The organism is Sphingosinicella xenopeptidilytica (assembly GCF_042676985.1).
GTDB classification, from domain to species: domain Bacteria; phylum Pseudomonadota; class Alphaproteobacteria; order Sphingomonadales; family Sphingomonadaceae; genus Sphingosinicella; species Sphingosinicella xenopeptidilytica.
Genome location: NZ_JBHTIK010000002.1, coordinates 640,500 through 665,544, shown reverse-complemented (window position 1 = coordinate 665,544; position 25,045 = coordinate 640,500). Strand labels below are relative to the sequence as shown.

At 65.1% G+C, this 25,045-nt stretch carries 24 protein-coding genes; 8 read left to right on the top strand and 16 right to left on the bottom strand.

Annotated elements, in window-relative coordinates; genetic code table 11:
• The first annotated feature begins 6 nt into the window (after positions 1 to 6).
• Both ACFQ00_RS06040 and ACFQ00_RS06035 read left to right on the top strand, forming a co-directional pair.
• On the top strand, positions 7 to 615 hold the full coding sequence (locus ACFQ00_RS06040) for a TadE/TadG family type IV pilus assembly protein (protein ID WP_381487642.1): 609 nt from the start codon (positions 7 to 9) through the stop codon (positions 613 to 615).
• Positions 612 to 1,277 (top strand): TadE/TadG family type IV pilus assembly protein, encoded by a 666-nt coding sequence (locus ACFQ00_RS06035; protein ID WP_381487639.1) that lies wholly within the window; start codon positions 612 to 614, stop codon positions 1,275 to 1,277. The genes ACFQ00_RS06040 and ACFQ00_RS06035 overlap by 4 nt, the downstream gene beginning before the upstream one ends.
• A 7-nt stretch (positions 1,278 to 1,284) precedes the next feature.
• Here ACFQ00_RS06035 and ettA read toward each other — a convergent pair whose 3' ends face one another.
• Genes ettA through ACFQ00_RS06015 form a run of 4 tightly spaced genes read right to left on the bottom strand, consistent with a single transcriptional unit; the run spans position 1,285 to position 6,724 of the window.
• Positions 1,285 to 2,967, bottom strand: a complete 1,683-nt coding sequence (ettA, locus tag ACFQ00_RS06030; RefSeq protein WP_381487636.1) for an energy-dependent translational throttle protein EttA — start codon at positions 2,965 to 2,967, stop codon at positions 1,285 to 1,287.
• Positions 2,968 to 3,012: 45 nt separating this feature from the next.
• Entirely contained in the window at positions 3,013 to 4,023 is a 1,011-nt protein-coding gene (locus ACFQ00_RS06025) for a polysaccharide deacetylase family protein (protein WP_381487633.1), read from the bottom strand.
• Positions 4,020 to 5,192: a hypothetical protein gene (locus tag ACFQ00_RS06020; RefSeq protein WP_381487630.1), complete on the bottom strand. Its 1,173-nt coding sequence runs from the start codon at positions 5,190 to 5,192 to the stop codon at positions 4,020 to 4,022. Before ACFQ00_RS06020 ends, ACFQ00_RS06025 begins: the two co-directional genes overlap by 4 nt.
• A gap of 11 nt (positions 5,193 to 5,203) precedes the next feature.
• On the bottom strand, positions 5,204 to 6,724 hold the full coding sequence (locus ACFQ00_RS06015) for an MBOAT family O-acyltransferase (protein WP_381487627.1): 1,521 nt from the start codon (positions 6,722 to 6,724) through the stop codon (positions 5,204 to 5,206).
• Positions 6,725 to 6,839: 115 nt separating this feature from the next.
• Between ACFQ00_RS06015 and ACFQ00_RS06010 the strand changes: the two genes are divergently transcribed.
• On the top strand, positions 6,840 to 7,976 hold the full coding sequence (locus tag ACFQ00_RS06010) for an aminotransferase class I/II-fold pyridoxal phosphate-dependent enzyme (protein ID WP_381487624.1): 1,137 nt from the start codon (positions 6,840 to 6,842) through the stop codon (positions 7,974 to 7,976).
• 4 nt (positions 7,977 to 7,980) lie between these two features.
• On the opposite strand, the gene ACFQ00_RS06005 is transcribed toward ACFQ00_RS06010, so the two are convergent.
• The 7 genes from ACFQ00_RS06005 to ACFQ00_RS05975 all read right to left on the bottom strand — a co-directional run bounded on the left by ACFQ00_RS06005 (position 7,981) and on the right by ACFQ00_RS05975 (position 14,418).
• Positions 7,981 to 9,756, bottom strand: coding sequence for a CocE/NonD family hydrolase (locus ACFQ00_RS06005; protein ID WP_381487621.1), 1,776 nt, complete (start codon positions 9,754 to 9,756; stop codon positions 7,981 to 7,983).
• Between the two features lie 88 nt (positions 9,757 to 9,844).
• A complete protein-coding gene (gene pcaD / locus ACFQ00_RS06000; protein ID WP_381487618.1) occupies positions 9,845 to 10,627 on the bottom strand; it encodes a 3-oxoadipate enol-lactonase in 783 nt (260 codons plus the stop codon).
• A complete protein-coding gene (locus ACFQ00_RS05995) occupies positions 10,624 to 11,265 on the bottom strand; it encodes a 3-oxoacid CoA-transferase subunit B (protein ID WP_381487616.1) in 642 nt (213 codons plus the stop codon). Before ACFQ00_RS05995 ends, pcaD begins: the two co-directional genes overlap by 4 nt.
• Positions 11,265 to 11,978, bottom strand: coding sequence for a CoA transferase subunit A (locus ACFQ00_RS05990; RefSeq protein ID WP_381487614.1), 714 nt, complete (start codon positions 11,976 to 11,978; stop codon positions 11,265 to 11,267). The genes ACFQ00_RS05995 and ACFQ00_RS05990 overlap by 1 nt, the downstream gene beginning before the upstream one ends.
• Entirely contained in the window at positions 11,978 to 12,907 is a 930-nt protein-coding gene (catA, locus tag ACFQ00_RS05985) for a catechol 1,2-dioxygenase (protein WP_381487612.1), read from the bottom strand. Before catA ends, ACFQ00_RS05990 begins: the two co-directional genes overlap by 1 nt.
• A gap of 36 nt (positions 12,908 to 12,943) precedes the next feature.
• The gene (catC, locus tag ACFQ00_RS05980) at positions 12,944 to 13,234 is read right to left on the bottom strand and encodes a muconolactone Delta-isomerase (RefSeq protein ID WP_374593921.1); all 291 of its coding nucleotides are present in this window, start codon (positions 13,232 to 13,234) and stop codon (positions 12,944 to 12,946) included.
• Positions 13,234 to 14,418 carry a muconate/chloromuconate family cycloisomerase gene (locus ACFQ00_RS05975; RefSeq protein ID WP_381487609.1) on the bottom strand — a complete coding sequence of 395 codons (1,185 nt, stop codon included), beginning with the start codon at positions 14,416 to 14,418 and terminating at the stop codon, positions 13,234 to 13,236. The genes catC and ACFQ00_RS05975 overlap by 1 nt, the downstream gene beginning before the upstream one ends.
• Before the next feature lie 80 nt (positions 14,419 to 14,498).
• Between ACFQ00_RS05975 and ACFQ00_RS05970 the strand changes: the two genes are divergently transcribed.
• Together ACFQ00_RS05970 and ACFQ00_RS05965 are read left to right on the top strand one after the other, a co-directional pair.
• Positions 14,499 to 15,407: a LysR family transcriptional regulator gene (locus ACFQ00_RS05970; RefSeq protein WP_381487606.1), complete on the top strand. Its 909-nt coding sequence runs from the start codon at positions 14,499 to 14,501 to the stop codon at positions 15,405 to 15,407.
• Between the two features lie 477 nt (positions 15,408 to 15,884).
• On the top strand, positions 15,885 to 16,913 hold the full coding sequence (locus ACFQ00_RS05965) for an AraC family transcriptional regulator (protein ID WP_381487603.1): 1,029 nt from the start codon (positions 15,885 to 15,887) through the stop codon (positions 16,911 to 16,913).
• A 1-nt stretch (position 16,914) separates the two neighbouring features.
• Here the strand turns inward: ACFQ00_RS05965 and ACFQ00_RS05960 are convergent, their stop codons facing one another.
• Genes ACFQ00_RS05960 through ACFQ00_RS05940 form a run of 5 tightly spaced genes read right to left on the bottom strand, consistent with a single transcriptional unit; the run spans position 16,915 to position 20,477 of the window.
• Entirely contained in the window at positions 16,915 to 17,247 is a 333-nt protein-coding gene (locus ACFQ00_RS05960; RefSeq protein WP_381487600.1) for a non-heme iron oxygenase ferredoxin subunit, read from the bottom strand.
• The gene (locus tag ACFQ00_RS05955) at positions 17,217 to 17,735 is read right to left on the bottom strand and encodes a nuclear transport factor 2 family protein (protein WP_381487597.1); all 519 of its coding nucleotides are present in this window, start codon (positions 17,733 to 17,735) and stop codon (positions 17,217 to 17,219) included. The genes ACFQ00_RS05960 and ACFQ00_RS05955 overlap by 31 nt, the downstream gene beginning before the upstream one ends.
• Positions 17,702 to 18,073 carry a hypothetical protein gene (locus ACFQ00_RS05950; protein ID WP_381487594.1) on the bottom strand — a complete coding sequence of 124 codons (372 nt, stop codon included), beginning with the start codon at positions 18,071 to 18,073 and terminating at the stop codon, positions 17,702 to 17,704. The genes ACFQ00_RS05955 and ACFQ00_RS05950 overlap by 34 nt, the downstream gene beginning before the upstream one ends.
• Before the next feature lie 13 nt (positions 18,074 to 18,086).
• Positions 18,087 to 19,280 carry an aromatic ring-hydroxylating oxygenase subunit alpha gene (locus ACFQ00_RS05945; RefSeq protein WP_381487591.1) on the bottom strand — a complete coding sequence of 398 codons (1,194 nt, stop codon included), beginning with the start codon at positions 19,278 to 19,280 and terminating at the stop codon, positions 18,087 to 18,089.
• Between the two features lie 30 nt (positions 19,281 to 19,310).
• Positions 19,311 to 20,477, bottom strand: coding sequence for an acetamidase/formamidase family protein (locus ACFQ00_RS05940; RefSeq protein ID WP_381487588.1), 1,167 nt, complete (start codon positions 20,475 to 20,477; stop codon positions 19,311 to 19,313).
• A 359-nt stretch (positions 20,478 to 20,836) separates the two neighbouring features.
• On the opposite strand from ACFQ00_RS05940, the gene ACFQ00_RS05935 reads away from it, so the two are divergent.
• From ACFQ00_RS05935 to ACFQ00_RS05925, 3 genes are read left to right on the top strand one after another with little or no spacing between them, the layout of a single operon-like run.
• On the top strand, positions 20,837 to 23,221 hold the full coding sequence (locus ACFQ00_RS05935; RefSeq protein WP_381487585.1) for a TonB-dependent receptor: 2,385 nt from the start codon (positions 20,837 to 20,839) through the stop codon (positions 23,219 to 23,221).
• Between the two features lie 60 nt (positions 23,222 to 23,281).
• Positions 23,282 to 23,764, top strand: a complete 483-nt coding sequence (locus ACFQ00_RS05930) for a nuclear transport factor 2 family protein (protein WP_381487583.1) — start codon at positions 23,282 to 23,284, stop codon at positions 23,762 to 23,764.
• A gap of 28 nt (positions 23,765 to 23,792) precedes the next feature.
• A complete protein-coding gene (locus tag ACFQ00_RS05925; RefSeq protein ID WP_381487580.1) occupies positions 23,793 to 25,037 on the top strand; it encodes an aromatic ring-hydroxylating oxygenase subunit alpha in 1,245 nt (414 codons plus the stop codon).
• Positions 25,038 to 25,045 lie beyond the last annotated feature (8 nt).

The window sequence follows — 25,045 nt, the reverse complement described above, 5'->3', positions numbered from 1 at the left end:
CGCGCCATGATGCGCCTCCGCAATCCGCTTCGCCGTCTCCGCCGGGACGAACGCGGCAGCTACATCATCGAGTTCGCCTTGCTCAGCCTGCCGATGATGACGCTGCTGATGGGCGGGATCGAGCTTGGCTATCTCGCCTATGCGAAATCGAACGTGGAAGGCGCGCTTCGTGAAGTCTCGCGTCTCGCCGCGACCGGCGGCTCGACCGCGGAGGAACTTGACGCGATCCTCGACGCGAAGATCGGACAGATCAAAGGCGCCCATGCAGAGATCGATCGCAGAAGCTATTCCAGCTTCGGTGCCGTCGGGCAGCCTGAACCGCTTTCGTCCGATGTCGCGCCGTTTGGTGGCGAGCCAGGGCCGGGCGACTGCTACATCGATATCAACGGGAACGAACAGTGGGATGCAGATCGCGGCAGCGACGATCTCGGCAATGCCGAAGACATTCTTTATTACGGCGTGACGGTTACCTACCCGATGATCTTCAAGCTGACCTCAGGCATCATCAACGGCGGCAATGCAAACATGACCATCGAGGCCAATGCCATCATCAAGAACGAGCCGTTCAGCAATATCGAGGTGCCCGCCCCCGAGGAGGAGTGCATTCCTTCATGACAACGAAACGGGTTCGCCTCTTTCAAAAGGTTCGGACACCACTTCGTGACGACGAGTCCGGTGTCGCGTTCATGGAGTTCGCGTTTGCGTTGCCGTTCCTGATGGTTGCGCTGCTCGGCGGCCTTGAGCTTGTCCACCTCGCGCTGACCCACCAACAGCTCTCGCGCATCGCAACATCAACCGCCGATCTTGCCGCACGTTATCGGGCAAGTATCGACGAAGTGGACGTGAACACGCTGTTCATGGGTTCGCAGATGTCTGCATCGTTCGACGATTTCGATACAAATGGTCGCATCGTGCTCAGTTCCGTCACGCGCAATGCCGACGACGACGGGCACTGGATCCGCTGGCAACGCTGCGAGGGCGATCTCGCCCGGGCGAGCGCAATCGGCGAGGAAGGCGATGGTGAGGACGACGATTCGATCGACGAAGTAAACGGCATGATCGTCACGGACCCGAACAACGTGCTCGTCGCCGAAGTGACCTATCGCTACACGCCGTGGTTCTTCCCGGTGAGAAGCAGCATTCTGCGCAGCATCGCGCCGATATTCACGGAACGCGACATCACCTATACGTCAGCGTTCATCGCGCGCGAATTGACGCTCAGAAACATCACGAATACCACCAGCCTTAGCGACGGAGACCGTAGGCTCTGCGACTGACGTACCCTTACCGCGTGAGCTTCTTGTAGCTCATGCGGTGTGGGCGGTCGGCTTCGTCGCCGAGGCGGCGGCGCTTGTCTTCCTCGTAGGATTCGAAGTTGCCTTCGAACCATTCGACGTGGCTGTCGCCCTCGAACGCGAGGATGTGTGTGGCGAGGCGATCGAGGAAGAAGCGGTCGTGGCTGATGACCACGGCGCAGCCGGCGAAGTTCTCCAGCGCCTCTTCGAGCGCGCGCAGCGTTTCGACGTCGAGGTCGTTGGTCGGTTCGTCGAGCAGCAGCACGTTGCCGCCCTTTTGCAGCATCTTCGCCATGTGAACGCGGTTACGCTCACCGCCTGAAAGCTGGCCGACCTTCTTCTGCTGATCGACGCCCTTGAAGTTGAAAGCGCCCACATAGGCCCGCGTCGAGATGTCGTGCTTGCCGAAGTAGAAGCGCTCGTTGCCGCCGGAAACCTCTTCCCAGACGTTCTTGTTCGCATCGAGATGATCGCGGCTCTGGTCGACATAGCCGAGTTTCACCGTGTCGCCGATCTTTATCGAGCCGCTATCGGGCGTTTCCTGCCCGGTGATGAGCTTGAACAGCGTCGACTTGCCGGCGCCGTTCGGGCCGATGACGCCGACGATACCGCCCGGCGGCAGCGTGAATTCGAGGTTTTCGAACAGCAGCTTGTCGCCGTAAGCCTTGGTGAGGCCCTTCGCCTCGATCACCGTGCTGCCAAGGCGCTCGGGAATCTGAATGAGGATCTGCGCACCGCCTGGCCGGCGGTCGTTCTGCTTTTCAACGAGTTCGTCGAACGCCTTGATACGCGCCTTGGATTTGGTCTGGCGGGCCTTCGGCGATTGCCGGATCCACTCCAGCTCTTCCTTGATCGCCTTCTGGCGCCCCTCTTCCTCGCGGTCTTCCTGCTCCATGCGCTTGGCCTTCGCTTCAAGCCACTTGGAGTAGTTGCCCTCGAACGGCAGGCCGCGACCGCGGTCCAGCTCCAGCACCCAGCCGACGACATTGTCGAGGAAGTAGCGATCGTGGGTGACGAGGATGACGTTGCCCGGATACTCGATGAGATGGCTTTCCAGCCACTGCACGCTTTCCGCGTCGAGGTGGTTGGTCGGCTCGTCGAGCAGCAGGACTTCGGGCTTTTCGAGCAGGAGCCGGCAAAGCGCCACGCGGCGCTTCTCACCGCCCGAGAGGTTTTCGACGCCCGCGTCGCCCGGCGGGCAGCGCAGCGCGTCCATGGCGATTTCGAGCTGGTTGTCGAGCGTCCAGCCGTCAACGGCGTCGATCTTCTCCTGAAGCTCGCCCATCTCGGTCATCAGCGCGTCAAAGTCCGCGTCTTCGGGCGGATCGGCCATGATGGTGCTGATCTCGTTGAAACGATCCATCATGTCGGCGACCGGGCGAACGCCGTCCATGACGTTTTCCTTCACGGTCTTCGTCGGATCGAGCTGAGGCTCCTGCGAAAGATAGCCGACGCGGACGCCGTCTGCGGCCCACGCCTCGCCCTGATAGTCCTTGTCGTAGCCCGCCATGATCTTCATCAGCGTCGACTTGCCGGCGCCGTTCACGCCGATGATGGCGATCTTGGTGCCGGGCAGGAACTGCAGGTGGATGTTGTTCAGAACCGGCTTCGGCGCGCCGGGGAAGGTCTTGGTGAGACCCTTCATCACAAAACTATACTGGTAGGACGCCATGCCGCCGCCGCCTTCTCACGTGATCTTTCGGATTTGCGGGCGCGTTTAGCGTAGCCGCTCGGCGATGTCGAGGATGCCGGAGAGGTACGCGTCGATGCTCGCTTCGCTTACCGTCCGGCCGTCCAGGAACCGCCGCAGGCGATATGGGTTCGTACCCGGCGCGTTCAAGCCTTCGGTGACGAGCGTTGCGGATTTGATCCCGGCTTCGGCGAGCATCGCCTCCCCGCGCGCGTCGAAACCGCCGCTCGGGTAGCAGAAATGGTCCTGATGCGCGCCGCCAAGCATGGTGCCGAGCGACGCGCGGTTGTCGGCAAGCTCCTGCGGCAGGGCGTCGATGTAGCGGTGGAGGCCCTTGTGGCGGTGTGTGTGGAGCTGGATGTCGAGGCCGCGGCGGGCGGCATCCTGCACCTCCTCAGGGCGCATCAGGTGGAACTGGCGCCCGGACCACCACGGCTCCGTACCCATGCCGAGCCGGTTCGCGACTTCGGCGAGACCGACCATGCGGGGCTGGAAACCGACATCGTCGACGGCCGTGCGCAGCCGGTCCCCTGCCCTGTCGCGGCTTGCGGCATCACCCAGAACGAGCGGCGCTTCGAGGCCGGGAAGGACGCCGGCGAGGTCATAGGTGCCTGCAGGCGCGCGCTCGGCGAGATAATTCGCCACGACGTTCGCCACCGGGCCGTCGTTTTCGACATAATAGGTCGAGACATAGACGGTCGCCGGAAGGCCGCAGGCTTCGAGCGCGGGCAGCATGTGCGTGTAGGTGGAGGACCAGCCGTCGTCGATGGTGATGACGGTAGCGCCCTTCGGCAGCCTGTCTTCGGCGAGCATGTCGACCGCTTCGCCGAGCGGCAGCACCGGATAGGGCGAGGCGGCAAGCCACTTCATCCGATCGGCGAACTGCCGGTGCGGCATGAACAGGCGGTTGCCGAACGGCCGCGCATCCAGCGTCCAGAGGCCATGGTAGCAGAGGATGCGCAGCTTTCGCGCCGTCAGCGCGCGCGCCGCCGCAAAACCGCCGAGCGTGCGGATGGACCCGAGCAGCGCCTGCTTCACCGTGATGCGTCCTCGAACGCCTCATCGATGCGCCGTACCGCGGGATGCTGCTTGCCGTAAGCGGCAAGACCTTCGCGCAGTTCGCGAATCCGCGCCTCGACATTGTCCGGCGTCAGCACCAGCCGGTCGTCGAGCGAGCTATTCATGATGAGGACCATGCGGTCTCCGAGTGCGGGTTTGAAATGACCGGCCTCCCAATACCACCGCATTCGCGTTTTCGTATCCCCATCTTCGGGCACGGCTTCTCCGGTCACCTCATCGACGCGCGTGAACATATAGGTGAGGATACCTGTGCGCGCCGAAAACGCCGCCAGATCGCGGAGCCAATCCTCGTAGGCAGGCCACAGCCCGGCCTTCTGGTAGCTGAGCAGCACGTCGGCATGGTACGGATAGGTGAAGAAGGTGAGCGAAATCTGCCGGGCCTTCGCCGTCTGCACGAGATCTTCGAGCGCGTCGAACTCCGGGTTCTGCTCGGGGCCCCAGCGCACGCGCTTTGGGCCTGCCAGATAGTATTCGAGATTCTCCCGGTTGCGTTGGCGAAACAGCGCCGCGTGGCCCTCCCCCGCTATGATGGCGGGATAGATGCCGGTGCCATAGAAGCCGGCGGGCGTTATCGTTTCGGGCGAAGCGCTGTGCTGTTCGAGAAGGGCGTCCACTGTATCGGTGAGCGCATCGAGCGATAGCAACAGCTTCGCATTGAGCGCCGCGCGCTCGGCGAAATCCGGCTTGGGCGGCAGCGCAACAGACCCGCCCTTGTGCCAATCAGCCTGTTCCACCGTGAAGTTCATGAAATCCAGCCCAACGAAAAGCGCGCGAGGCTGGTGAGTGAAGAGCGCGGTTTCGACAGCCTGGACGACGTTGCGCATACCGACGCTCGGCAGGCCGAGGTTGTAGACGGGCTGCATTTCGGACGGCCAGGTGCGTGATCCGGGGTCGATCCCGACATACACGCGGCTGTTTCCGGCAACGAGCGTGTTCGGCTGCATCCGTTCGTACTGCCGCAGCTTCACGGCGAGCATGTGCTTTCCGGCCGCAGGACGGTAGCGGTTCACGCCATCGATGACGGGCGCATTCCAATAGGCATAGGGATCGACGAGCCATGCCAGGCCCGCGACGCCGGTGACAATCACCAGCACCGTGGCGGCAAGGATGGCGAGATAGCGTTTCACGGGTGCGGCCTTCAGAACTGGAAGTAGAGGAATTCGGAAACCTGATTGAGCGCGAGCAGCCCTGCGGCGGCAACCGCGCCTGTCAGGATGGCCCAGCGGGCCGCCGGCCGCCACAACAACCTCACCGCGCCTGCAGCCTCGAAGCCGAGACCGGGACGGTATCTGCCCATGATCTGTTGCGTGTTAGGCGCAAAGCGTGCGAGCGCGAACAAGGCGGCGATCCAGAGCCACACCGCCACGAACGCACCGCCCCCGCTGGCCGAAGCCTCGACACCAAGCGCCTCCAGACCATCGCGCAGCGGCCCGAGGCGCACGAAGATGGCGGTGGGCAGCGACACCCCGTTCAGCCCCGCCATCCCGGCAAGGATTCGCCCGGCGCCATCGAGCGTAAGCGCACGGAACGGCACCCACGCCGCGACCACGACAAGGAAGGTCAGCAGCCACGCCGCCACCGGATAGAAGCGCGCACCCGTGAGCGCGGCGGGCGCAAGCCGCCGCCACGCATGGTTCACGACAAGGAAGGCGCCGTGCAGCGCGCCCCAGAGCACGAAGGTCCACCCCGCGCCGTGCCAGAGGCCGCCAAGCAGCATGGTCGCGAGCAGATTGGCATAGCGGCGCGCACGTCCCTTCCGGTTGCCGCCGAGCGGAACATAGAGATAATCGCGCAGGAACCGCGACAGCGTCATGTGCCAGCGGCGCCAGAAATCGATGATGTTCGCCGCCTTGTAGGGCGAGTTGAAGTTGAGCGGCAGCCGGATGCCGAACAGACGCGCGGCGCCGATCGCCATGTCCGAATAGCCGGAAAAGTCGAAGTAGAGCTGGAACGTGTAGGCGAGCGCCGCGCTCCACGCGGTGAGGAGGTCCGGCGAGCGGCCGGCCTCCGCCGCATCGAACACCGGCGTTGCGTAGACCGCGATGCCATCTGCCAGCACAGCCTTCTTGAACAGGCCGATTGCAAAGATGGTGACGCCCACAGCGAAGTTTTCGGCGATCGGCCGGAAGGTTTCCGGCAACCGGAACTGCGGCACCACATCGCGGTAATGGACGATCGGCCCGGCGATGAGCTGCGGGAAGAACGCCACGAACAACGCATATTCGAGCGGGCCCACGTCGCGCGCGAGGCCGCGATGGCTATCGACGAGGAAGGCGATCTTCTGGAAGGTGAAGAAGGAGATGGCGAGCGGCAGGACGATGGGGCCGATCGCCCAGTTCGCACCGGTGAGCGAATCGACCGTCGACACGAAGAAACCGGCGTATTTGAAATAGCCGAGCGTGCCGAGATCGACGGCGATCCCGAAGCCCAGAAGCCAGCGCGACGGCTTGCGGGACAAAGCGCGCCCGACAACATAGTTGAAGGCCGCGATGCCGATGAGAAGCGGCAGATAGGCCGGATTCCACCACCCGTAGAAGACCAGCGACACGGCGACGAGCCAACCCATCGCCGCCCGCGTGCTCGCGCCCGCAAGCACGAAGAATCCTGCCACGGCGACCGGCAGGAACAGCAGGATGAATTCGTAGCTATTGAAAAGCATCGTCTTATCCGCGCCTCTATAGCGCGGAAAATCTTGCCAACAGATGCACTTTGCAAGCCCGGACAGCGATCACAGGCCCCTTGCAGGCGTCTCCGCACCCCACTAACCGGAAACCATGACTGCCGAGATCGATCCCTTTCACGCCATTGCCATAAGCCGCCTTGCCCACCGCCTTTCTGCGGAGGGGCGGCAGGTCATCCACATGGAGTTCGGCCAGCCTTCAACCGGCGCGCCCGCAGAGGCGATCGCCGGGGCGCACAAGGTGCTCGACACCGACGGCATGGGCTATTGGGAAAGCATCCCGCTCAAAACGCGCATCGCGCGGCACTATCAGGAAACCTACGGCGTCTCGCTCGATCCCGAGCAGATCATCCTCACGTGCGGCGCCTCCCCCGCCTTCGTGATGGCGCTCTCCTGCCTGTTCGACCCCGGCGCGCGCGTCGCGCTGGCGCGGCCAGGCTATGTCGCCTATCGCAACACGCTGAAGGCGCTGCACATGGTGCCGGTGGAGCTGCCCTGCGGCGAGGCGGAGCGCTACCAGATCACCGCCGCCGCGATCGAGGCTTTGGAGCCCGCACCTGAAGGCCTGATCGTCGCGAGTCCGGCCAACCCCACGGGCACGATCATCCCGAAAGACGAACTCGCCGCAATCACCGAGGTGTGCCGCCGCCGCGGTATCCGCATCATCTCCGACGAGATTTATCACGGCATCAGCTACGTGGGTCCGGCGCACTCGATGCTGGAGTTCTCGGCCGACACACTGGTCGTCAACAGCTTCTCCAAATACTTCAGCATGGCGGGCTGGCGGCTCGGCTGGCTGGTTGTGCCGCCGGAGCTGATCGGCGCGGCGCGGGCGCGCATGGGCAACCTGTTCCTGACGCCGCCGTCGCTCGCGCAGCACGCCGGGCTCACCGCCTTCGAGTGCCGCGACGAGCTGGAAGGCCATATCGCGACCTACACGCGGAACCGCGACCTGTTGCTGGAGGCGCTGCCGAAAATGGGGCTGCGCCGCATCGCGCCGCCGGACGGGGCTTTCTACATCTACGCCGACATCAGCCACCTGACCGACGACGCGATGGCCTTCTGTATGCGCATCCTTGAAGACACCGGCATCGCCACGGCGCCCGGCATCGATTTCGATCCGGTGGAAGGCCACCACTTCATGCGCTTCAGCTTCGCGGTTTCAACCGACCGGGTGGAGCGCGCCATCGCGCTGCTCGAACCGTGGTTCGCAAAGCAGAACGCGCGCTGAGCGCCTACTCGGGCTGACCGAACGGGATGTAGAGCGCGCTCGGGTGCACCTTGTCGTGGAGCAGCTTCACCGTCACCGACCGCGCATCCGCCATGGTTTCGTCCGCAACCACGCCGCCCGAATTGTAGTTCTTCTGCGTGTTGATCGAGTTGATCGGCCCGACGACGAGGCGAAGGCGGCTGCCCTTCGCGATCTGCCGCGACACGAAGGTGAAGCGGTTGAAATCGTAGCGCAGTGGCGCCTTTGAGGTGACGAGCTTCGCTTCGCGCAGCGACTCGCGGTAGCGCGCGCGGAGGATGTCGTTCGTCAGCAGGATGCTGCCGCCATCGGGGGTGATCTCGTAGACCGAGGCTTGAAAGTCCGTGTCCGGCTGATCGATCGAGATCCACGCGGACAGGCGGAAGAAGCCGGAGACTTCGGTGGGCTTGTCGAAGGCCGCGCTGTGATAGACGAGCTGCTTGCCGTCGGCCGCGAGTACCAGCGTCTGGTCGGTGAGGAGGCTCGGGTCGAGGCCCGCTTCCAGCGCCGCGCCCGACACGTCGCGGGGATCGTAAACATAGCTGTCGGCGCTGCCCTTGCCGGCTGATGCCGGTGAGAGCGATCCCGACGCCATCACGCGGTTGGCGTTGGCGGTGGAATCGAGGAAGTACGGCTTCTCCTCGGCGGTCACGCCCTCCAGCGTGTCCGCGTAGCGCCAGCGTTCGGCGCCCATCACGTAATAGGCGACGCGCTTTTGCAGGAAGTCCGGCTTCGCGCCCCCGGCCATCGCCCAGTTGTACCACTGGACATGCAGCTTCGGCAGGTCGACGAGGCTTGCAGGGCCGAAGGTCAGCCCGCCGACGCTCGCCTGCGGCGTGCGCGTGCCCGCGTGGTCCCACGGCCCGACGATCAGATAGTGGTTCGCGCGCGCCTTCTCGGAGCCCAGCTTCATGTGCGTCTTGTAGAATTCGAAGGCGCCGGGCTGGTCGCCATCGTAGCTGCCGGTGATGGTGAGGATCGGCATGTCAAACGCGCGGAACTGCTCGGGTGTGGGCGCGTAGCTGTCGTACCACGCATCGACGGCGGCGTGCGAAATCCACTCGACGAGCGTCTTATGCTCGCCGCCGAAGATGCGGGGCAGCGTGCTGAACGCCTCGCCCTCCTCGAAGCGTTCGCGGGCGATCGATGCCCAGAAGGCGGCATCGCCGAAGATGTTCGCCTGCGAGGCCTTGCCGTCCGTGAAGGTCAGCCATTGCATCAGATAGGGGTAGGCGATGTTGTTGCGCGCCGGGAAATCGGCGCCGGGATAGGGCGAGGCGACGGGGACGATGGTGGCGAGATGCGGCGGGGCTTCCTTCGCGGTCGCCCACTGGTTGTACCCGGCGTAGGAGCCGCCCCACATCGAGACCTTGCCGTTGCAATAGGGCTGTTTCGCGAGCCATTCGACGACGTCGTGACCGTCCTTCGCCTCCTGGATGAGGGGACGGAATTCGCCTTCGGAGTTGCCGCGTCCGCGCACGTCGACGGTGAGGAACGGCAGGCCGTGCGCCGCGAAATAGACGCCGCGGTCGTGGTAGCTCTGGGCGATGTAGGGCGTCAGCGTGAAGATGCAGGGCGCGGGCGCCGCCTGTCCCTTCGGCAGGTACACGGTGGCGCTGAGCTTGACGCCGTCGCGCAGCGGGATTCGCTCGCCCCAGCGCATCTCGACCTTGCTGGCTTCGGCCGGCGCCTCCGCCCGCGCCGCCACGACCGGCCCGAAACCGGCGGCAAGCGCCACGCCCAAAACCAGTGCTGCCTTCATCGCGCGCCTCCCTGACCCATCCCCGGAAACAATCCTGATCAGGATCATCATTTTCCAAACGGGATATGTCAATCGGGAGAACGCCGCTTCAATCCAGAAAGTCGAGGACGGCGGTGCTGAAGGCTTCCGGCTGTTCGACATTGGAGAGGTGCGCGGCATTGAGCATGACCTGCCGTGCGCCGGGGATCGCCTCCACGATGAGCGCACTGTCGGCGGGGGGTGTCGCGGGGTCGCGGCTACCGGTGATGACGAGCGTCGGCGCCGCGATCCAGTTGAGCAGCGGTCGCAGGTCCATGTCGCGGATGGCAGCGCAGCAGCCGGCGTAGCCTGCCGGATCGGTCGCGAGCAGCTGGTCGCGGACGAAGCTGGTCCTTTCCGGCACGGCGCGGAATTCCGGCGTGAACCAGCGTTCGAGGATGGCGTCTGTGAGTGCCGCCATTCCCTGCTGCCGAACCGTCACGATCCGCGTGTCCCATGCCGATGGCGGGCCCATGACGGCGGCGGTGTTGGCGAGGATGAGCCGGTCGATGCGATCGGGGGCGCGGGCGCCGAGCCATTGCCCGGTCATGCCGCCAAGCGACAAGCCGCAGAAATGGACGTGATCGATCCCGAGGGCATCCAGAAGCTCGACGGCATCGCGACCGAGACGATCGAGGCCGTAGCCGCCCGGCGGCGCATCGGAACGGCCGTGACCGCGCGTGTCGTAGCGCAGGATACGGAAACGAGCGGCGAACGCGGCAAGCTGCGGCCGCCACATCTCCATCGTGGTGCCGAGCGAGTTCGACAACATGAGGACCGGGGCACCCTCCGGCCCATCGAGCGCCCACGCGATGCGGCAGCCGTCGCCGAGCGTTGCGATACCGGTCGTCATGCGGTCCTCCGAATGGGTGCGCCTGTGCGCTCAAGGATTTCGGCGGCGGTCACGCCGGGCGCGCACTCCACCAGGGTGAGCCCGCCGTTCGCCTTGTCGCAGGCGAGAACGCCGAGATCGGTGATGATGAGATCGACGACACCGATGCCGGTGAGCGGCAACGTGCATTCCGGCAGGATCTTGGGTTCGCCGCTGCGGCTGCAATGTTCCATCACCACGACGACGCGGCGGACGCCCGCGACGAGATCCATCGCGCCGCCCATGCCCTTCAGCATCTTGCCCGGAATCGTCCAGTTGGCGATGTCGCCGCGCGCGCCGACCTGCATTGCGCCAAGGATCGCGAGATCGATGTGGCCACCGCGAATCATCGCGAAACTCTCTACGGACGAGAAAAAGCTGGAGGTCGGGAGTTCGGTGATCGTTTCCTTGCCGGCGTTGACGAGATCGGCATCCTCCTCGCCTTCATAGGGATACGGCCCCATGCCGAGCATCCCGTTCTCGCTTTGCAGCGTCACGCTGATACCGGGCGGAATGAAATTCGCGACGAGCGTCGGGATACCGATGCCGAGATTGACGTAGTCGCCGTCGGCAAGCTCCTGCGCGGCGCGCGCGGCCATCTGTTCGCGGGTCCAGGGCATCAGGCGGCCACCGGACGCGGGCGCGTGGTCAACTTTTCGATGCGCCTCTCGTACCGCCTGCCCTCGACGATCCGGTCCACATAGATGCCGGGCGTGTGCACCTCGTCGGCGGCGATGGAACCCGCCGGGACCAGATGCTCGACCTCGGCGATCGTCACCTTCGCGGCGGTGGCCATGACGGGGTTGAAGTTGCGCGCGGTTTTCCGGAACACGAGATTGCCTTCGGGATCGCCCTTCCACGCGCGGACGATGGCGAGGTCTGCCCTCAGCCAGCGCTCCATCACATAGCGGCGGCCTTCGAACACCTCGGTCGGCTTGCCTTCGGCAACGACGGTGCCGACGCCGGTTGCCGTGAAGAAAGCGGGAATGCCCGCGCCGCCTGCGCGGATGCGCTCGGCGAGCGTCCCCTGCGGGACGAGTTCCAGTTCCAGCTTCCCGTCGAGATAGAGCTGCTCGAACAGCTTGTTCTCGCCGATGTACGACGAGATCATCTTGGCGATCTGGCCGTTCGCGAGCAGCGTCCACAGGCCGAAGCCGTCAGCACCGCAATTGTTGGAAACGATCGTCAATCCCTTAACGCCGGAGGCGCGGAGCGCGGCGATCAGGTTCTCCGGATTGCCGGTGAGGCCGAAGCCGCCCGACATGATCGTCATGCCATCGAACAGCACACCTTCCAGCGCCGCCTCGGGACCAGAGAAGACCTTGCCTTTCATCAGGCCGCCTGCGCCGGGGCGCGGTGCCGCGCCATCAATTCAGCTTCCGTGCTTTCCGCCGCGTCGTGCAGCACGAAATCGAAATCGATCTCGCTGAACGGTCCGTTGAGCTGCTCGGCGTGGATCGCTTCCGGATCCTCGCGGCGCACGACTTCGGGGATGAGATCGTTGTGCGTGGCGAAGGCGAAATCATCGTAGAGATAAGGATCGCCCTTGATGTTGATCTGCGTCGTCAGATGGCGATGGCCGGGGGCCGACACGAAGAAATGAATGTGCGCGGGCCGGTTTCCATGCCGCCCGATCGCCTGCAGCAACTGGTCGGTGCTGCCCTGCGGCGGCACGCTGTAGCCGGAGGGGATGACGCTGCGGAATACGTAGCGTCCGTCGGCATCCGTCTCGATCCGGCGGCGGTTGTTGTAGGACGCCTGCGAGGGATCGAAGGTCGAATAGGCGCCCTTCGTGTTGGCGTGCCACACGTCCACGATCGCGCCTGCAACCGGCTTGCCGCGTGCATCGCGCACCTGCCCGCGCATGATCAACACCTCGCCCGCGTCGCTGCCGTCATCAAGACGCGCGCGGCCCTTTTCGATGGGTGCGCCGGGCACATAGAGCGGCCCTTCAATCGTGCGCGGCGTGCCGCCGGAAATGCCCGCCGCGCGATCGGCAATGTCCATGCGCACGTCGAGGAAGTGATCGAAGCCGAGACCGGGGGCGATCAGGCCGAATTCGGGCGCGGCCTGCTGCATGAAATGCAGCGCGTGCCAGAACTCTTCGGCGCTGACATCGAAATCATCGATTGTCGTGAAGAGATCGGAGACGATCCGGCGAACGATGGACTTGGTGCGCGCATCGCCGCCCGTATCACCGAGGCCGGCGATGCGATCGAGATAGGCCTGCATTTCGGCGCTCTGGACCAGTTCGGAACCCATGTCATCTCTCCCCTTGGTGTTCTGGATTCAGGAAACTCAGCGATCGTCCGCGTGGATGGAGGACGGGTGCCGGCAAAGCGGCGTCACCCGGATTTCCATGAACGGAAACAGCGGCAGCCCGACGAGAAGCTCGTGAAGCTCCGCATTGCTTTCCACATCGAAGATGCTGGTGTTCGCGTACTGCCCGGCGTGGCGCCAAAGATGCCGCCACTTGCCGCTTTTCTGCAGCGCCTCGGCGCGGGCCTTTTCCTCGGCCTTGAGCGCATCAAAACGCGCCGGGTCGACTGTGTCCGGCACACGCACGTGCATTTCCACCTGGAAGAGCATCAGGCTTTCTCCGCTGCTACGATGCTGAGGGTTGGACGCGGCTGCGCGTCCCGGCGAAAGAACGCGATCTTTTCGAGATCGAGCGCGATGCCGAGGCCGGGGCCGCGGGGCACGGCGAGCTCGAAATCGGCGTAGAGCGGCGGCGTTTCCAGAATCTCCTCAGTGAGGAGCAGCGGCCCGAACAGCTCGGTTCCCCACGGCAGGGCGACGAAGGTGGCGCAGAGATGCGCGGCGGCGATGGTGCCGACACCGCCTTCGAGCATGGTGCCACCGTAAACGGCGATATCGGCAGCTTCGGCGATGGCGGCGACCTTTGCGGCGGCATGAAGCCCGCCCGCCTGCGGCGCCTTCACCGAGAACACGTCTGCCGCATGGCGCCGCGCGAAATCGAGCGCGTCAGCGGGGCCCTGCAGCGCCTCGTCGGCCATGATCGGGACTTCCGAGCGTGCGGTCAGCCGTTGCATCCCGGCGCGGTTGGCACGCGGCAGCGGCTGCTCGACGAGATCGACGCCCGCCTCCGCGAGCATCGCGATGCCCCGGCGCGCAGTCTGCTCGTCCCAAGCCTGATTGATATCCACGCGGACGCTGGCGCGATCGCCGAGCGCCTGCTTGATCGCGCGGACGTGCGCGACGTCCGCCTCGACGTCACGCTTGCCGATCTTCAGCTTGAAGATCCGGTGCCGACGCGCTTCGAGCATCGCTTCGGCCTCTTCGATGTCGGTTTCGGTGACGCCGCTCGCCAGCGTCCACAGCACGGGAAGCGTATCGCGGACACGTCCGCCGAGGAGTTCGCTGAGCGGTAGGCCCGCGCGCTGCGCGGCGGCATCGAGCAGCGCGGTTTCCACCGCGTTCTTTGCAAAATGATTGCCGACGACGTGCTTGCGAACCAGCGCCATCGCCATCGCCGGAGAGTCAGCCGCAGCACCCAAGAGCAGCGGCGCGAAATAGGTATCGATGGCAAGCTTGATGCCTTCCGGGCTCTCGTCACCGTAGCTGAGGCCGCCGATCGTGGTGCCCTCGCCGAGCCCGACGATGCCATCCGAACAGTGCACGCGAACGATCACCATCGCCTGGCTTCGAATCGCCGTCATCGACAGGACGTGCGGGCGGATTGTCGGCACATCGACAATCCAGGTATCGATCTTTTCGATCGTCAGCAAAGCAATGACCCTTCCATATTGCATGACTTCCGCCATTTGGTAGGTATTGCACCGTGCGGCGTAAACGACCGTCTCGGTAAGCCGCGAGACCTGAAAGGTATCGAATGGAGCTGAGGCACCTGCGCTACTTCGTTGCGGTCGCCAACGAACGGAACTTCACGCGCGCGGCCGAACGGCTGAACATCGCGCAGCCGCCGCTCAGCCGACAGGTCCGCCAGCTGGAGGAGGAACTCGGCGTCGACCTGTTCGACCGCGAGGCGCGGCCCATCCGCCTGACCGAGGCGGGGCGCCTGCTCTACGAACAGGCCGTGCAGGTGCTCGCCGGAGTCGACCGGATACGCGAGGTGCTGCGGGATCAGGCTGGCAAAGGCCGCAAGCGTTTCGTTATCGGCTTCGTCGGCTCGACGCTCTACGGCCTGCTGCCAGAAGTGATCCGGCGTTTCCGCGAATGCGCGGCGCGCAGCGACGTTTCCGTGATCGAGCTTTCGACCATCGAACAAATCGCCGCACTGAAGGACGGACGCATCGACGCCGGCTTCGGCCGCCTGCGCTTCGAGGATGCCGCGATCCGCCGGATCGTGCTCGCGGAGGAGCCGCTGGTGGCGGTGATGCCGATCGATCATCCGCTTGCGGGCGGCGGACCCGTTCACCTTGAGGCACTGCTCGGCGAACCGCTGATCGTCTATCCGCGACCGGCACGGCCGAGCTACGCCGATCAGGTGCTCGGCATCTTCCACGATCTCGGGCTGCAGCCGCGCATCGTGCGCGAGGTGCGCGAGGTACAGACGGCGATCGGGCTTGTCGCGGCGCATGTCGGGTTCAGCATCGTGCCCGCATCGGTGCAGCGCATGAAACGCGACGACGTCGCCTACGTGCCGATCGTCGACAGCCCCGCGCACTCGCCGATCATGATGATCCACCGCGCCGGAGACGTTTCGCCGGAGCTTGGGCAGCTCGTGGCGATCAGCGAGGCGCTCTATGCCGGGCACGGCCAGGCCAGCATCGACCGATAACGGCCCCTCGATCATCGCGGCTGAGGCGCCAGAGGCAGCATCGTGTCCAGAACGCGTCTCCCCATGTTTTCTGATACCGTCCACCGTGCGGGAGAAGCCGGACGCCCACTATCCCCGCCCCGCAGCGGGTGGACGCTGAGTGCGGATTTCGCAGGGGGCATCTGAACCCGCGCGGGTGCGTCCATCGGCAGCCGGGACATGACGATACCCTACAGGTCTGGTGATCGGGCGAATGGGTATTGGACAGGGAACCCCGCGGGACGCAGCTTCTGCAGAGGATATCGAACCGGTGACGCGCAACTTCCGGGCCTGCCGGACGCCCGCGCTTCGATACCTGAGACGGGGGAGCGCAGGGCCAGTGCAAGCGCGGATCATGCCAGCGGCCGGCGCATCGAATCGTCGCTTGATCGCAGGGGCAATGTGCGAAATGCTGCCAGGCGGGAGAGGCCGGGAAACAGGCCAAGCGGAGGTGGGAGCATGTTGATCACGGATGTGGAGACGGCCCGCCGCTGGGCGGGCGACGGGCTGCCGCTCGCAGAGCGGGCAAGGCTGGTGACGAACGACATCGACGAGGTGCATCAGCACATGAGCGCGATGTTCTGCCCGCACGACCTCCGGATCGAAGGCGGCGTACCGCCGCTCGCGTTCCGGCATCATCAGGCAGCGCTGCGGTCGCTGACCTTCAACGCGACCGACTACGGCAATCCCTATGGCCGCGTCGTCGTCAACATCCCGCCGATGGATGCGCTCTATCTCGTACAGTTCTCGCTGCTGGGCGTCGCGCAGATCGTGCAGGACAAGAATACGTTCGAACTGCATCCCGGCGAAATGTGCGTGATCAGCCCGGACGCGAAGGTCCGGCAGGTCTTCGGCGAGGGCTACAAGCACTTCACCGTGAAGATTCCGAAAAGCGGCCTTGAGGCCGTGCTGGCACAGGAGCTGGGCTTTCGCCCCGGCGACCTGCGCTTTTCGCCGCGTCCCGTGCGGCTGCAGGGCGCGGCGGCGGCGTTCGCGCAGCTCGTGCGCACGGTTTGCGACGGGCTCGATACCGGCGCCACCGGCTATACGCACGCACGCGCCTGCGGCTCCGTGGAGGAAACGCTGGAGCGGCTGCTGCTCGCCGCCGTGCCGCACAATCATTCCGACCTGTTCGATGCGCCGCCTTCGGGACCGGCGCCCTATTATGTGCGCCGCGTGGAGGAGTTCGTGCGCGAGCACGCGCGCGACCCGATCACGCTCGGCGAGATGATCGATGTTTCGGGCGTCAGCGCGCGGTCGCTTCATGCCGGGTTCCGGCGTTTCCGCGACACGACGCCGATGGCGTATCTCAAGAACCACCGGCTCGACCTCGCGCACCGGCAGCTGAAGGCCGGCGCCGATCTCGGGCTTTCCGTTACCGACGTCGCGCTCGCCTGCGGCTTCACGCACCTGTCGAAGTTCGCGCGCGATTATCACGACCGCTTCGGCGAACGGCCTTCCTGCACGCTGAAACGCCTGAGCAGCTGAATCAGGAGGCGAGCAGGACCTCGCCGTCCTCGACCGTCACCGCGTAGGTCCGGAGCGCGACCGAACAGGGCGCGCCCGTGGGCTCGCCGGTGCGGATGTCGAAGCTGCCGAGATGGAACGGACAGAGGATGTTGCAACCCTCGATCTCCCCTTCCGCAAGCGACGCGTCGCCGTGCGTGCAGAGATCGTCCGTGGCGTAGAACGCGCCCTCCAGATGATAGACGGCGAGCGCGCGGCCATCTTCGAGATCGACGCGCAGTATCTCACCCTCGGCGATGTCGCCGACAGCGCAAAGACGCACACTCACCGCGCGACCGGCTGCTTCAGATACCATGGCGGGTTCGCTTCGCCCTGGAGCCGTATCTCCAGACACACATTCCTGAATTTCCATCCGTCCTCAGTCCACTCCGCTTCACTGTCGTACCATCCGCCGAGCCATTCATCCCGCTGACCCGCGTCCCCGGCCATGGTGCACAGTTCCCAAAGATACCAATGGCACCGCGCCGATCTTCCGTCGGGCGCGAGCACGATGTGCGGCGACACCATGAAATGGATCGACCACAGCACGCGCGATGCCGCGATTTCCGCAAGCCCCTTGGTGATCGCCTCGCGACCTTCGAGCGCCGCGAAACCCGCCGCCGACCATGTCGCATCCGGCGTGAAGAGCGTGCGCATGATCGCGGGATCGTTGCCGCGATCCGCCCCGTGCGCATAGCGCGCGACGAGGTCGCCGATTTCGGCGCGCGCTTCCAGCCGTGCCAGACGCGCCTCGGCCGAAACCGCCATACTCAGATGCCCGCCATCGGGTGCAGTCCGCGCCATGTCGGCTGCGCACCATGCACGGCGATGAAGCGGCCTTCCTCGAACGCATAGGGCACGCCGGGCGAGCCGCCGTAGAGCTCGACATGCGGAGCGACCTCGGCGAGCGCGAGCGCCATGTCGTAGATGGCGTGATGGCTCTCCGGCAGGCCGCCCAGCGGATATTTGTCAACCTCGGCGAGGATCGCCTCCAGCCTTGGCAGCAGTGCGTCGTAGAACGCCTTTAGCCCCTCTCGGCTAGCATGGCGACGTTTGGTCTGGCGCTCGTCGGCGGTGGGCAAGGCCCAGTCGAGGAACGGTGCGAGATCGGCGAAGGCGGGCGGCAGCGTAAGTTCGGTCATGATCGCGCTCCGCTCAGGCGTTGACGTACTGGTCGACGACGACAGCGCCGTGGCGGATGAGGATCTCGTCGTCCTGAAGATGCTGCAGCGTCTTCGCGCGCGACTGCATGGCGCGCTGCGTGTCCTCCATCGTCGCGGTGTCTTCGAGCCAGGCATTGCGCTGCAGCGTCATCGCGTGCTCGATCGCCCAGCGCTCCGCATTGGTGGTCGGCGCCTTCACGTAATAGCGGCCTTCCCACAGCGTGCGGTTGTGCGCGAGCGGCCAGAACTGATGCGTGAACCAGATGCCTTCCGACACATGCAGCAACGTGTTCGGGAAGATGACGCTCAGCTCGAACGCGAAATCGCTGCGGTGATCGGGATTGATCGTTTTGGGCAGCATCGATTCGCCGCGCTGCGAAACGAGGCTGGCGCCGGCCATGCGGTTGGCGATGCCGGCCACCGGCGTCGGCTTCGCATCCAGCGTCAGGCACACGGCGCAGGTGCGGTGCGGCCCCATCAGCTTCACGTTCTGGAGGCCGGTGGAGAACACGTTCGGGAACGATCCGGCGTGGATCGTATCGACGTGATACGCCTCCGCGAACGCATCGTGCGCGACCTTCCAGTTGCATTCCAGCTCGGTGCGATAGGTGAAGCCGTAGTCGAGGCTGTCGAACGGGTAACCCCGGAAATGCTCGGCATAGTCGCCGAGGAATTCGCCGAGCGTCGTCTCCGGCGTTTCGGCGACGTTGATGAACATGAAGCCTTCCCACAGCGACAGGTGCACGGGCGTCAGACCGTTGTGCCCCTTGTCGAAGCAGGAATAGAAACGCTGCTCGCTCGGCACGCTCCTCAGCGCACCGTCGGCGCCGTAGACCCAGCCGTGGAAGCGGCAGGTGATCACCGCCGCCCGGCTCTTGCCGTACGTCTCCTGCCCGTGTTCGGTGACGACGGTGTTGCCGCGGTGCGCGCAGACGTTGTGGAACGCCCTCACCTCCCCGTCCTTGCCGCGAATGAGGATCACGGAGGTTCCCGCCGCCTCGATGCGCTTCACCTTATAGTCGCCGGCCTTGGGCAATTCGTTCGCGCGGCCGACGCACAGCCAGACCTTGCGGAAGATCTTCTCGCGTTCCTTCTCGTACCAGTCGGGCGAGATGTAGGGTTCGGTCGAGATCGGGTTCGATCCCAGCTCCGGGTATTTTTCCAGCCAGCGATGTTCAACGCTCATGGGTTCGGTTCCTTCGGTTTGGCCGGCGCTTCAGTCGACGAAGATGTCGAGCGGCAGCACGGCCGAGACGATGATGTTGGGAACATCGACGAGCTGGCCGATGCGGAGGTCCACCGCCGCGGCGGCGACCGCATAGGCCTGCTCGCGCGTCAGCCCCTTGTTCTCCACCATCCAGTCGATGATCCGGATGAGCGCATCGCGCGCGGCGAGCGTCAGGTCTTCGGACAGGTTGGTGAGCGCGGCGACCTTCGGGCTGTCGAGATAGGCGAGATGCGGCGGCACTTCGCCCTTCTTCTTCACCGGCATTCCAACCACCGCGTGAAAACGCCCCGGCTCCGTATTGCGGAGCTGGCTGCCGCCCGTGACGTGCGGGAACACGATGTTCTTGCCGCCGCCCTTGATGACCTCGCACTTCAGCGTGACGCGCGCCGCCATCTCGACGGCGGTGCCGCAGACCTCGCCGTCGCCCTGCGCGAAATGGATGTCGCCGGTCCACAGGCCGGCGCCGTCGACGAGCACGGGGAAGAGGATGGTGGTGCCGACCTGCATGGCCTTGATGTCCATGTTGCCGCCGTTCTCGCGGGGCGCGACGGTGCGCAGCCCCTCGGCGGCGTAAGGCGCGCCCTCGGCGAACAAATGCGCGGGAAGCGCGCGGCCGGGATCGGGCATCAGCACGAAGCCGCCCGCCGCCGCGAGCGCGCCTTCGCGTTCGAGCGCGGCGGCGACCTCGGGCTTGCCGGGGAGCACGCCGATGGAGCCCGGAAACGCGCACATCGGAATGCGCACGCCCGGAATCTGCTCGGAGACCGCGCAGAGACGGTCCAGCTTCCAGTTGGCGATGAACGGCCCGGGGATGATGTCGCGAAGGAAGCCGAAGCCCGGCACGATCACCGTGTAGCCATAAGCGGACGGAGCGATATCGACGATGGTGACGGCGAGCGCGTCGCCGCGCTCGGCGCCTTCGATATAGACGGGGCCGGTCATCGGGTGGACGCGGTTCAGATCGCAGGCGGCGACTTCCGCGGGCGTCGTCGCGAAGTTGAACTGGTCGTCGAACGCGTCGCGCGTCTCGTAGACGATATAGTCGCCCGGCCGCGCCTTCGCGACCGGCTCGATCGCCCAGTGCAGGCGGTTGAAGCAGTTGGGATCATCCTTGGCGGTTTCCCCGCTGCGCAGCACTTCGACAGTGTTGGTCATGAGTCTTTCCTGGCTTGCCGCCAGCCGAAGCCGGCCCGTTTCGTGGAGAGATCATGTCGGCAGGGTGCCGCCGGCGGCTATCCCGCTGCCGAGCCTGTTAGCCGGTTACCGCACTAAAGCGGCACAAGGCGCCCTTGCAGGGCCGCGGAAACGCGACAGTGCAGGTTGCACTCGATCGCACTGCGGTGCTGCTGATCGCACCCTTGGGCTAGCGGAAATCGCAGCGTTGTTGTTGCCTTGGGAGTAACAATGGATGGCGCGTGGATAGTTTCCGGTGGGATGGAAACGGCGGGCGCCCCGGGGTGAGAACAACAACGCCGCCGCCGGACAGCGGGGCACCAACAGGAGGGGAAAGACACATGAACGGAGCGACCGGAACAAAGATGCGGGGGGCTTGCGGGTTGCTGCTGGGCGTATCGCTGCTCGGTATCGCAAACACTGGCCCGGCACTGGCACAGGATGCTGCGCCCGCGCAGGCCGAAGCCGACACGGGCGGCCTTGAGACGATCACCGTGACAGCACGCCGCCGCGCGGAATCGCTGCAGGACACGCCGATCGCGATCTCCGCCGTCACCAGCGAGGGCCTTGCGCAGCGCGGCATCGAGACCGTGACGCAGATCGGCGATTTCACGCCGAACGTGAAGTTCAACAGTTCGGTTCCGGTCTCCGCGAGCAATGCAACCGCGGCCATCTTCATCCGCGGCATTGGGCAAAACGATTATCAGCTCTCCGCCGACCCCGGCGTCGGCCTCTATCTCGACGGCGTCTACATCTCTCGCGGCGTCGGTAACGTGCTCGACGTGATGAACGTGGAGCGGATCGAAGTGCTGCGCGGTCCGCAGGGCACATTGTTCGGCCGCAACACGATCGGCGGCGCGGTGAGCGTGGTGACGCAGAAGCCCACGGACACGCTCGGCGGCAACTTCGAGGTATCGACGGGGAGCCACAACCGCGTTCAGCTGAAAGGCATTCTCAACCTGCCGCTCGCCGAGGGCATCTACAGCAGCGTTGCGGGCTTCTATCACAAGCGCGACGGCTACGTGAAAGGCGTGGTCGACGGCGCGCCCGACCTTGGCGATACGGACAACCTTGCCGGCCGCTTCGCGCTAAGGCTTGAACCTTCCAGCAACCTGACGATCGACCTTGCCGTGGACGGATCGCGCACGCGTGAGAATTCCGCGCCGAACGTGATGCTGAGGGTCGACGAGAATGCGCCCGCCGCGCAGGCCTGGAACGCCGCCTATTCGGGCGCAGGCGCCATCTGCGCCGATCCGCTGAACCCCGCGCGCCTGACCGACCAGCGCTGCTACAACAGCCAGTGGGCGCTGGCGCCCTATCGCCACGGCGGCACGTTCAGCGCGATTTCGGACGTGTTCGCGAACGGCAATCCGAAGCCCTACCAGTCCGGCTCCGATGTCGACATCTGGGGTATTTCCGGCACGATCGAATGGAAGATCACCGACGACCTGACGCTGAAATCGATCACCGCGTACCGCAAGGTGACCGGCTTCTGGACGCGCGATTCCGACCATAGCCCGGCCTCGATCGTGCAGACCAACAGTGACTGGAAACAGGACCAGTTTTCGGAGGAATTGCAGCTCCTCGGCGAGGCCGGCGACGGGCGCCTGAACTGGGTCGTCGGCGGCTATTATTCGAGCGAAAGCGGCAACCATAAGGATCTCGTCAACCTCATCGACGCGGTGTTCCTGAGCGGTGCGGTGCTCGACGGCGAAAGCCTCGCCTTCTTCGGCCAGGCGACCTACGAGATCGTCGACAACCTGAACCTCACCGCGGGCATCCGCTGGACCGAAGACAAAAAGACCTTCGGCAACGCCAACCAGTATGTCGTGGAAGCGGGCTTCCTGACCGGGCAGCCGTTCAATCCGGACGGCTCGGGCCTGCAGAACGGCGACCCACTTATGGGTCCGCTCGGCCAGACCGCGACGATCACAGACCGTGCATGGACGCCGATGGTGAGCCTTGCCTATCGCTGGAGCCCCGAACTGCTTACCTACGTCTCCTATTCGGAAGGCTTCAAGGGCGGCGGCTTCACGCAGCGCGTGTTCCCGCCGTTCGCCTTCATCCCTTCGTTCAAGCCGGAAACGAGCACGACCTACGAATTCGGCTTCAAGTCCGACCTCGCGGGCCGGACGCTCAGGCTGAACGGCGCGGCGTTCCTGAACGACTATGACGATCTCCAGGTCACCGTGAACGACCCGACGCTGGGTTTCGCACCGATCATCCAGAACGCCGCGAAGGCGCGCATCAAGGGCATCGAGCTTGAGCTTGAGGCGCGGCCCGTGGATGCGCTCCGCATCGAGGCCGGCATCGGCTATCTCGACGCGAAATATCGCAGGGTCGACATCCGCGCGCTGAACGCCGGTGTCACCACCGACACCAAGTTGCAGAACGCACCGAAGTGGACGCTGAGCGCGGGCATCTCCTACCTGATCGAAGCGCCCGGCCTCGGCAGCTTCCAGCCGCGCGTCGACTGGTCGTACCGTTCGCGGGTTTACAACGATGCCGTCAACAACCCGCTGCTAGTGCAGGACGGCTATCACCTCGTGAACGCCTCGATCGCCTTCAACGACGAGAGCGAGCGCTGGGGTCTGTCGCTCGGCGTCAAGAACCTCACCAAGGAAGTCTATCTCGGATCGGGCTACGCGGATGCGTTCGGCGGTATCACCGAAGGCGTCTATGGCCGCCCGCGCGAGTGGTATCTGAGCGCACGTTACAAGTTCTGATCTTCCCCCGGCGGGCCTCCCCCCTCCCGGAGGCCCGCCCCCTTACGCGGGAGCCCTGCGATGCCGAACCCGACGCTTGAAGAGCGCGTGCGCAGGCTGGAAGCACTGCGCGCCATCGATGCCCTGATCAGTGATCTTGGCCGTGCCTTCGATGCCGGCCCATCCGCGGAGGCATTGCTGCCGCTGTTCACGGATGATGCGCTGTTCCGCATCGACCGCTACGGCGACCTCGTGGGTGCCGCCGCGATCGCCGGAGGCGTTGCCGGAAATGCCGAGCAGGGTTTCCGCTGGACGCTGCACTATCTCGTCTCTCCCAAGGTGACGCTCGACGCCGACGACGCGGCGGCCGATGTCGATTTCATGCTCTGGGAAGTCGCGACCGCCGCCAGCGGCCGCGCATACTGGATCGGCGGGCGCTATCTCGCGCGCGCCGTCGCAGCGGATGCGGGGTGGCAGTTCGCGCGCCTCGAACTGCAGGCCGATCTGATTTCACACTACCCGGCCGGATGGTCGCCGAAGCCCGACGCGCTCGGCGACGCCTGACCGGCCTGTCTCACGAAGGAGAAATGACATGAGCGTGACCCCCCTGCCCGGCGCGAAAAGCGCGGAACAGTTGCGGCACCTCAATCGCTCGGTTGCGGCCATCCGCGATGAACTCGGCGTCGATCCGGTTTCCGTGGAGGCAATCCGCGATCCCGCCGTCTACGAAATCGAGCGCGAGAAGATCTTCCGGAAGACGTGGCTCAAGGTCGCCACCAGCTGGGAACTGCCCGCAAACGGCGATTACAAGGTGAAGGAGCTTCCGGTCGCCGATGCCTCCGTGCTCATCGTGCGCGGCAAGGACGGCAAGATCCGCGCTTTCCACAACGTCTGCACGCACCGCGGCAACAAGGTGGTGCCGACCTCGGATTTCGAGACCTTCGGGCGCGCCCGCGCCGGCGTCGTCAGCTGCCGCTTCCACGGCTGGGTGTTCGGCACCGACGGGCCGCTGCGCTCGGTTCCGCTCGAGGAGCATTTCGGCACGCTCGACAAAGCCTGCCTCGGCCTCCGCGAAATCGCCTGCGACACGTGGGAAGGCTTCGTCTTCATCAACTTCGCGCCGGAGCAGACGCTGCGCGAATATCTCGGCGATTTCGCCGATCTCTTCGGCGGCTATCCCTATGCGGAATCGACGACCGCCTTCCGCTATTCGACCGTGCTCGAATGCAACTGGAAGGTCGCGCTCTACGCCTTCTCCGAAGGCTATCACGTGCCGACGATCCACGCAGGTTCGCTGCCTGGTTTCCGCGGCATCGAGCATAGCGATTTCAAGCTGATCGGACCGCACGCCTCCTCGGCGATCTACGGCGCCGGCATGGACGCCGCCGCCTCGACCGCCGCGTTTGCGGGCGTGCTCCACGGCGGCGAGCCGCACCGCCCGCGCCCGGATTTGCTGCCGCCCGGCATCAATCCCACCCGACGCGCAGATTTCCAGTTCGAGCTGCCCAACATTTTCCCGAACTTCCTGATCCACCTCGCGTCGGGCTGCGGCTATCCGGGCATGTCGTTCTTCACGCACCAGTTCTGGCCGCTCGATCACGGCCGCACGCTCTGGGAAGGCATCAATTATTTCCGGCCCGCTCAGAACGCCGCGGAGCGCATCGCGCAGTTCCACGTCAACGCGCTGCACCGCAACGCCTGGCTTGAAGACACCGCGACGATGGAAGACACGTTCACCGGCATCCGTTCCGGTGTCATCGACACGATGCAGCTGATGGATCAGGAATTCCTGATCCGCCACGCCGCGCGCACGCTCGATCAGTATCTGGCCGCCTGAGGAGACCG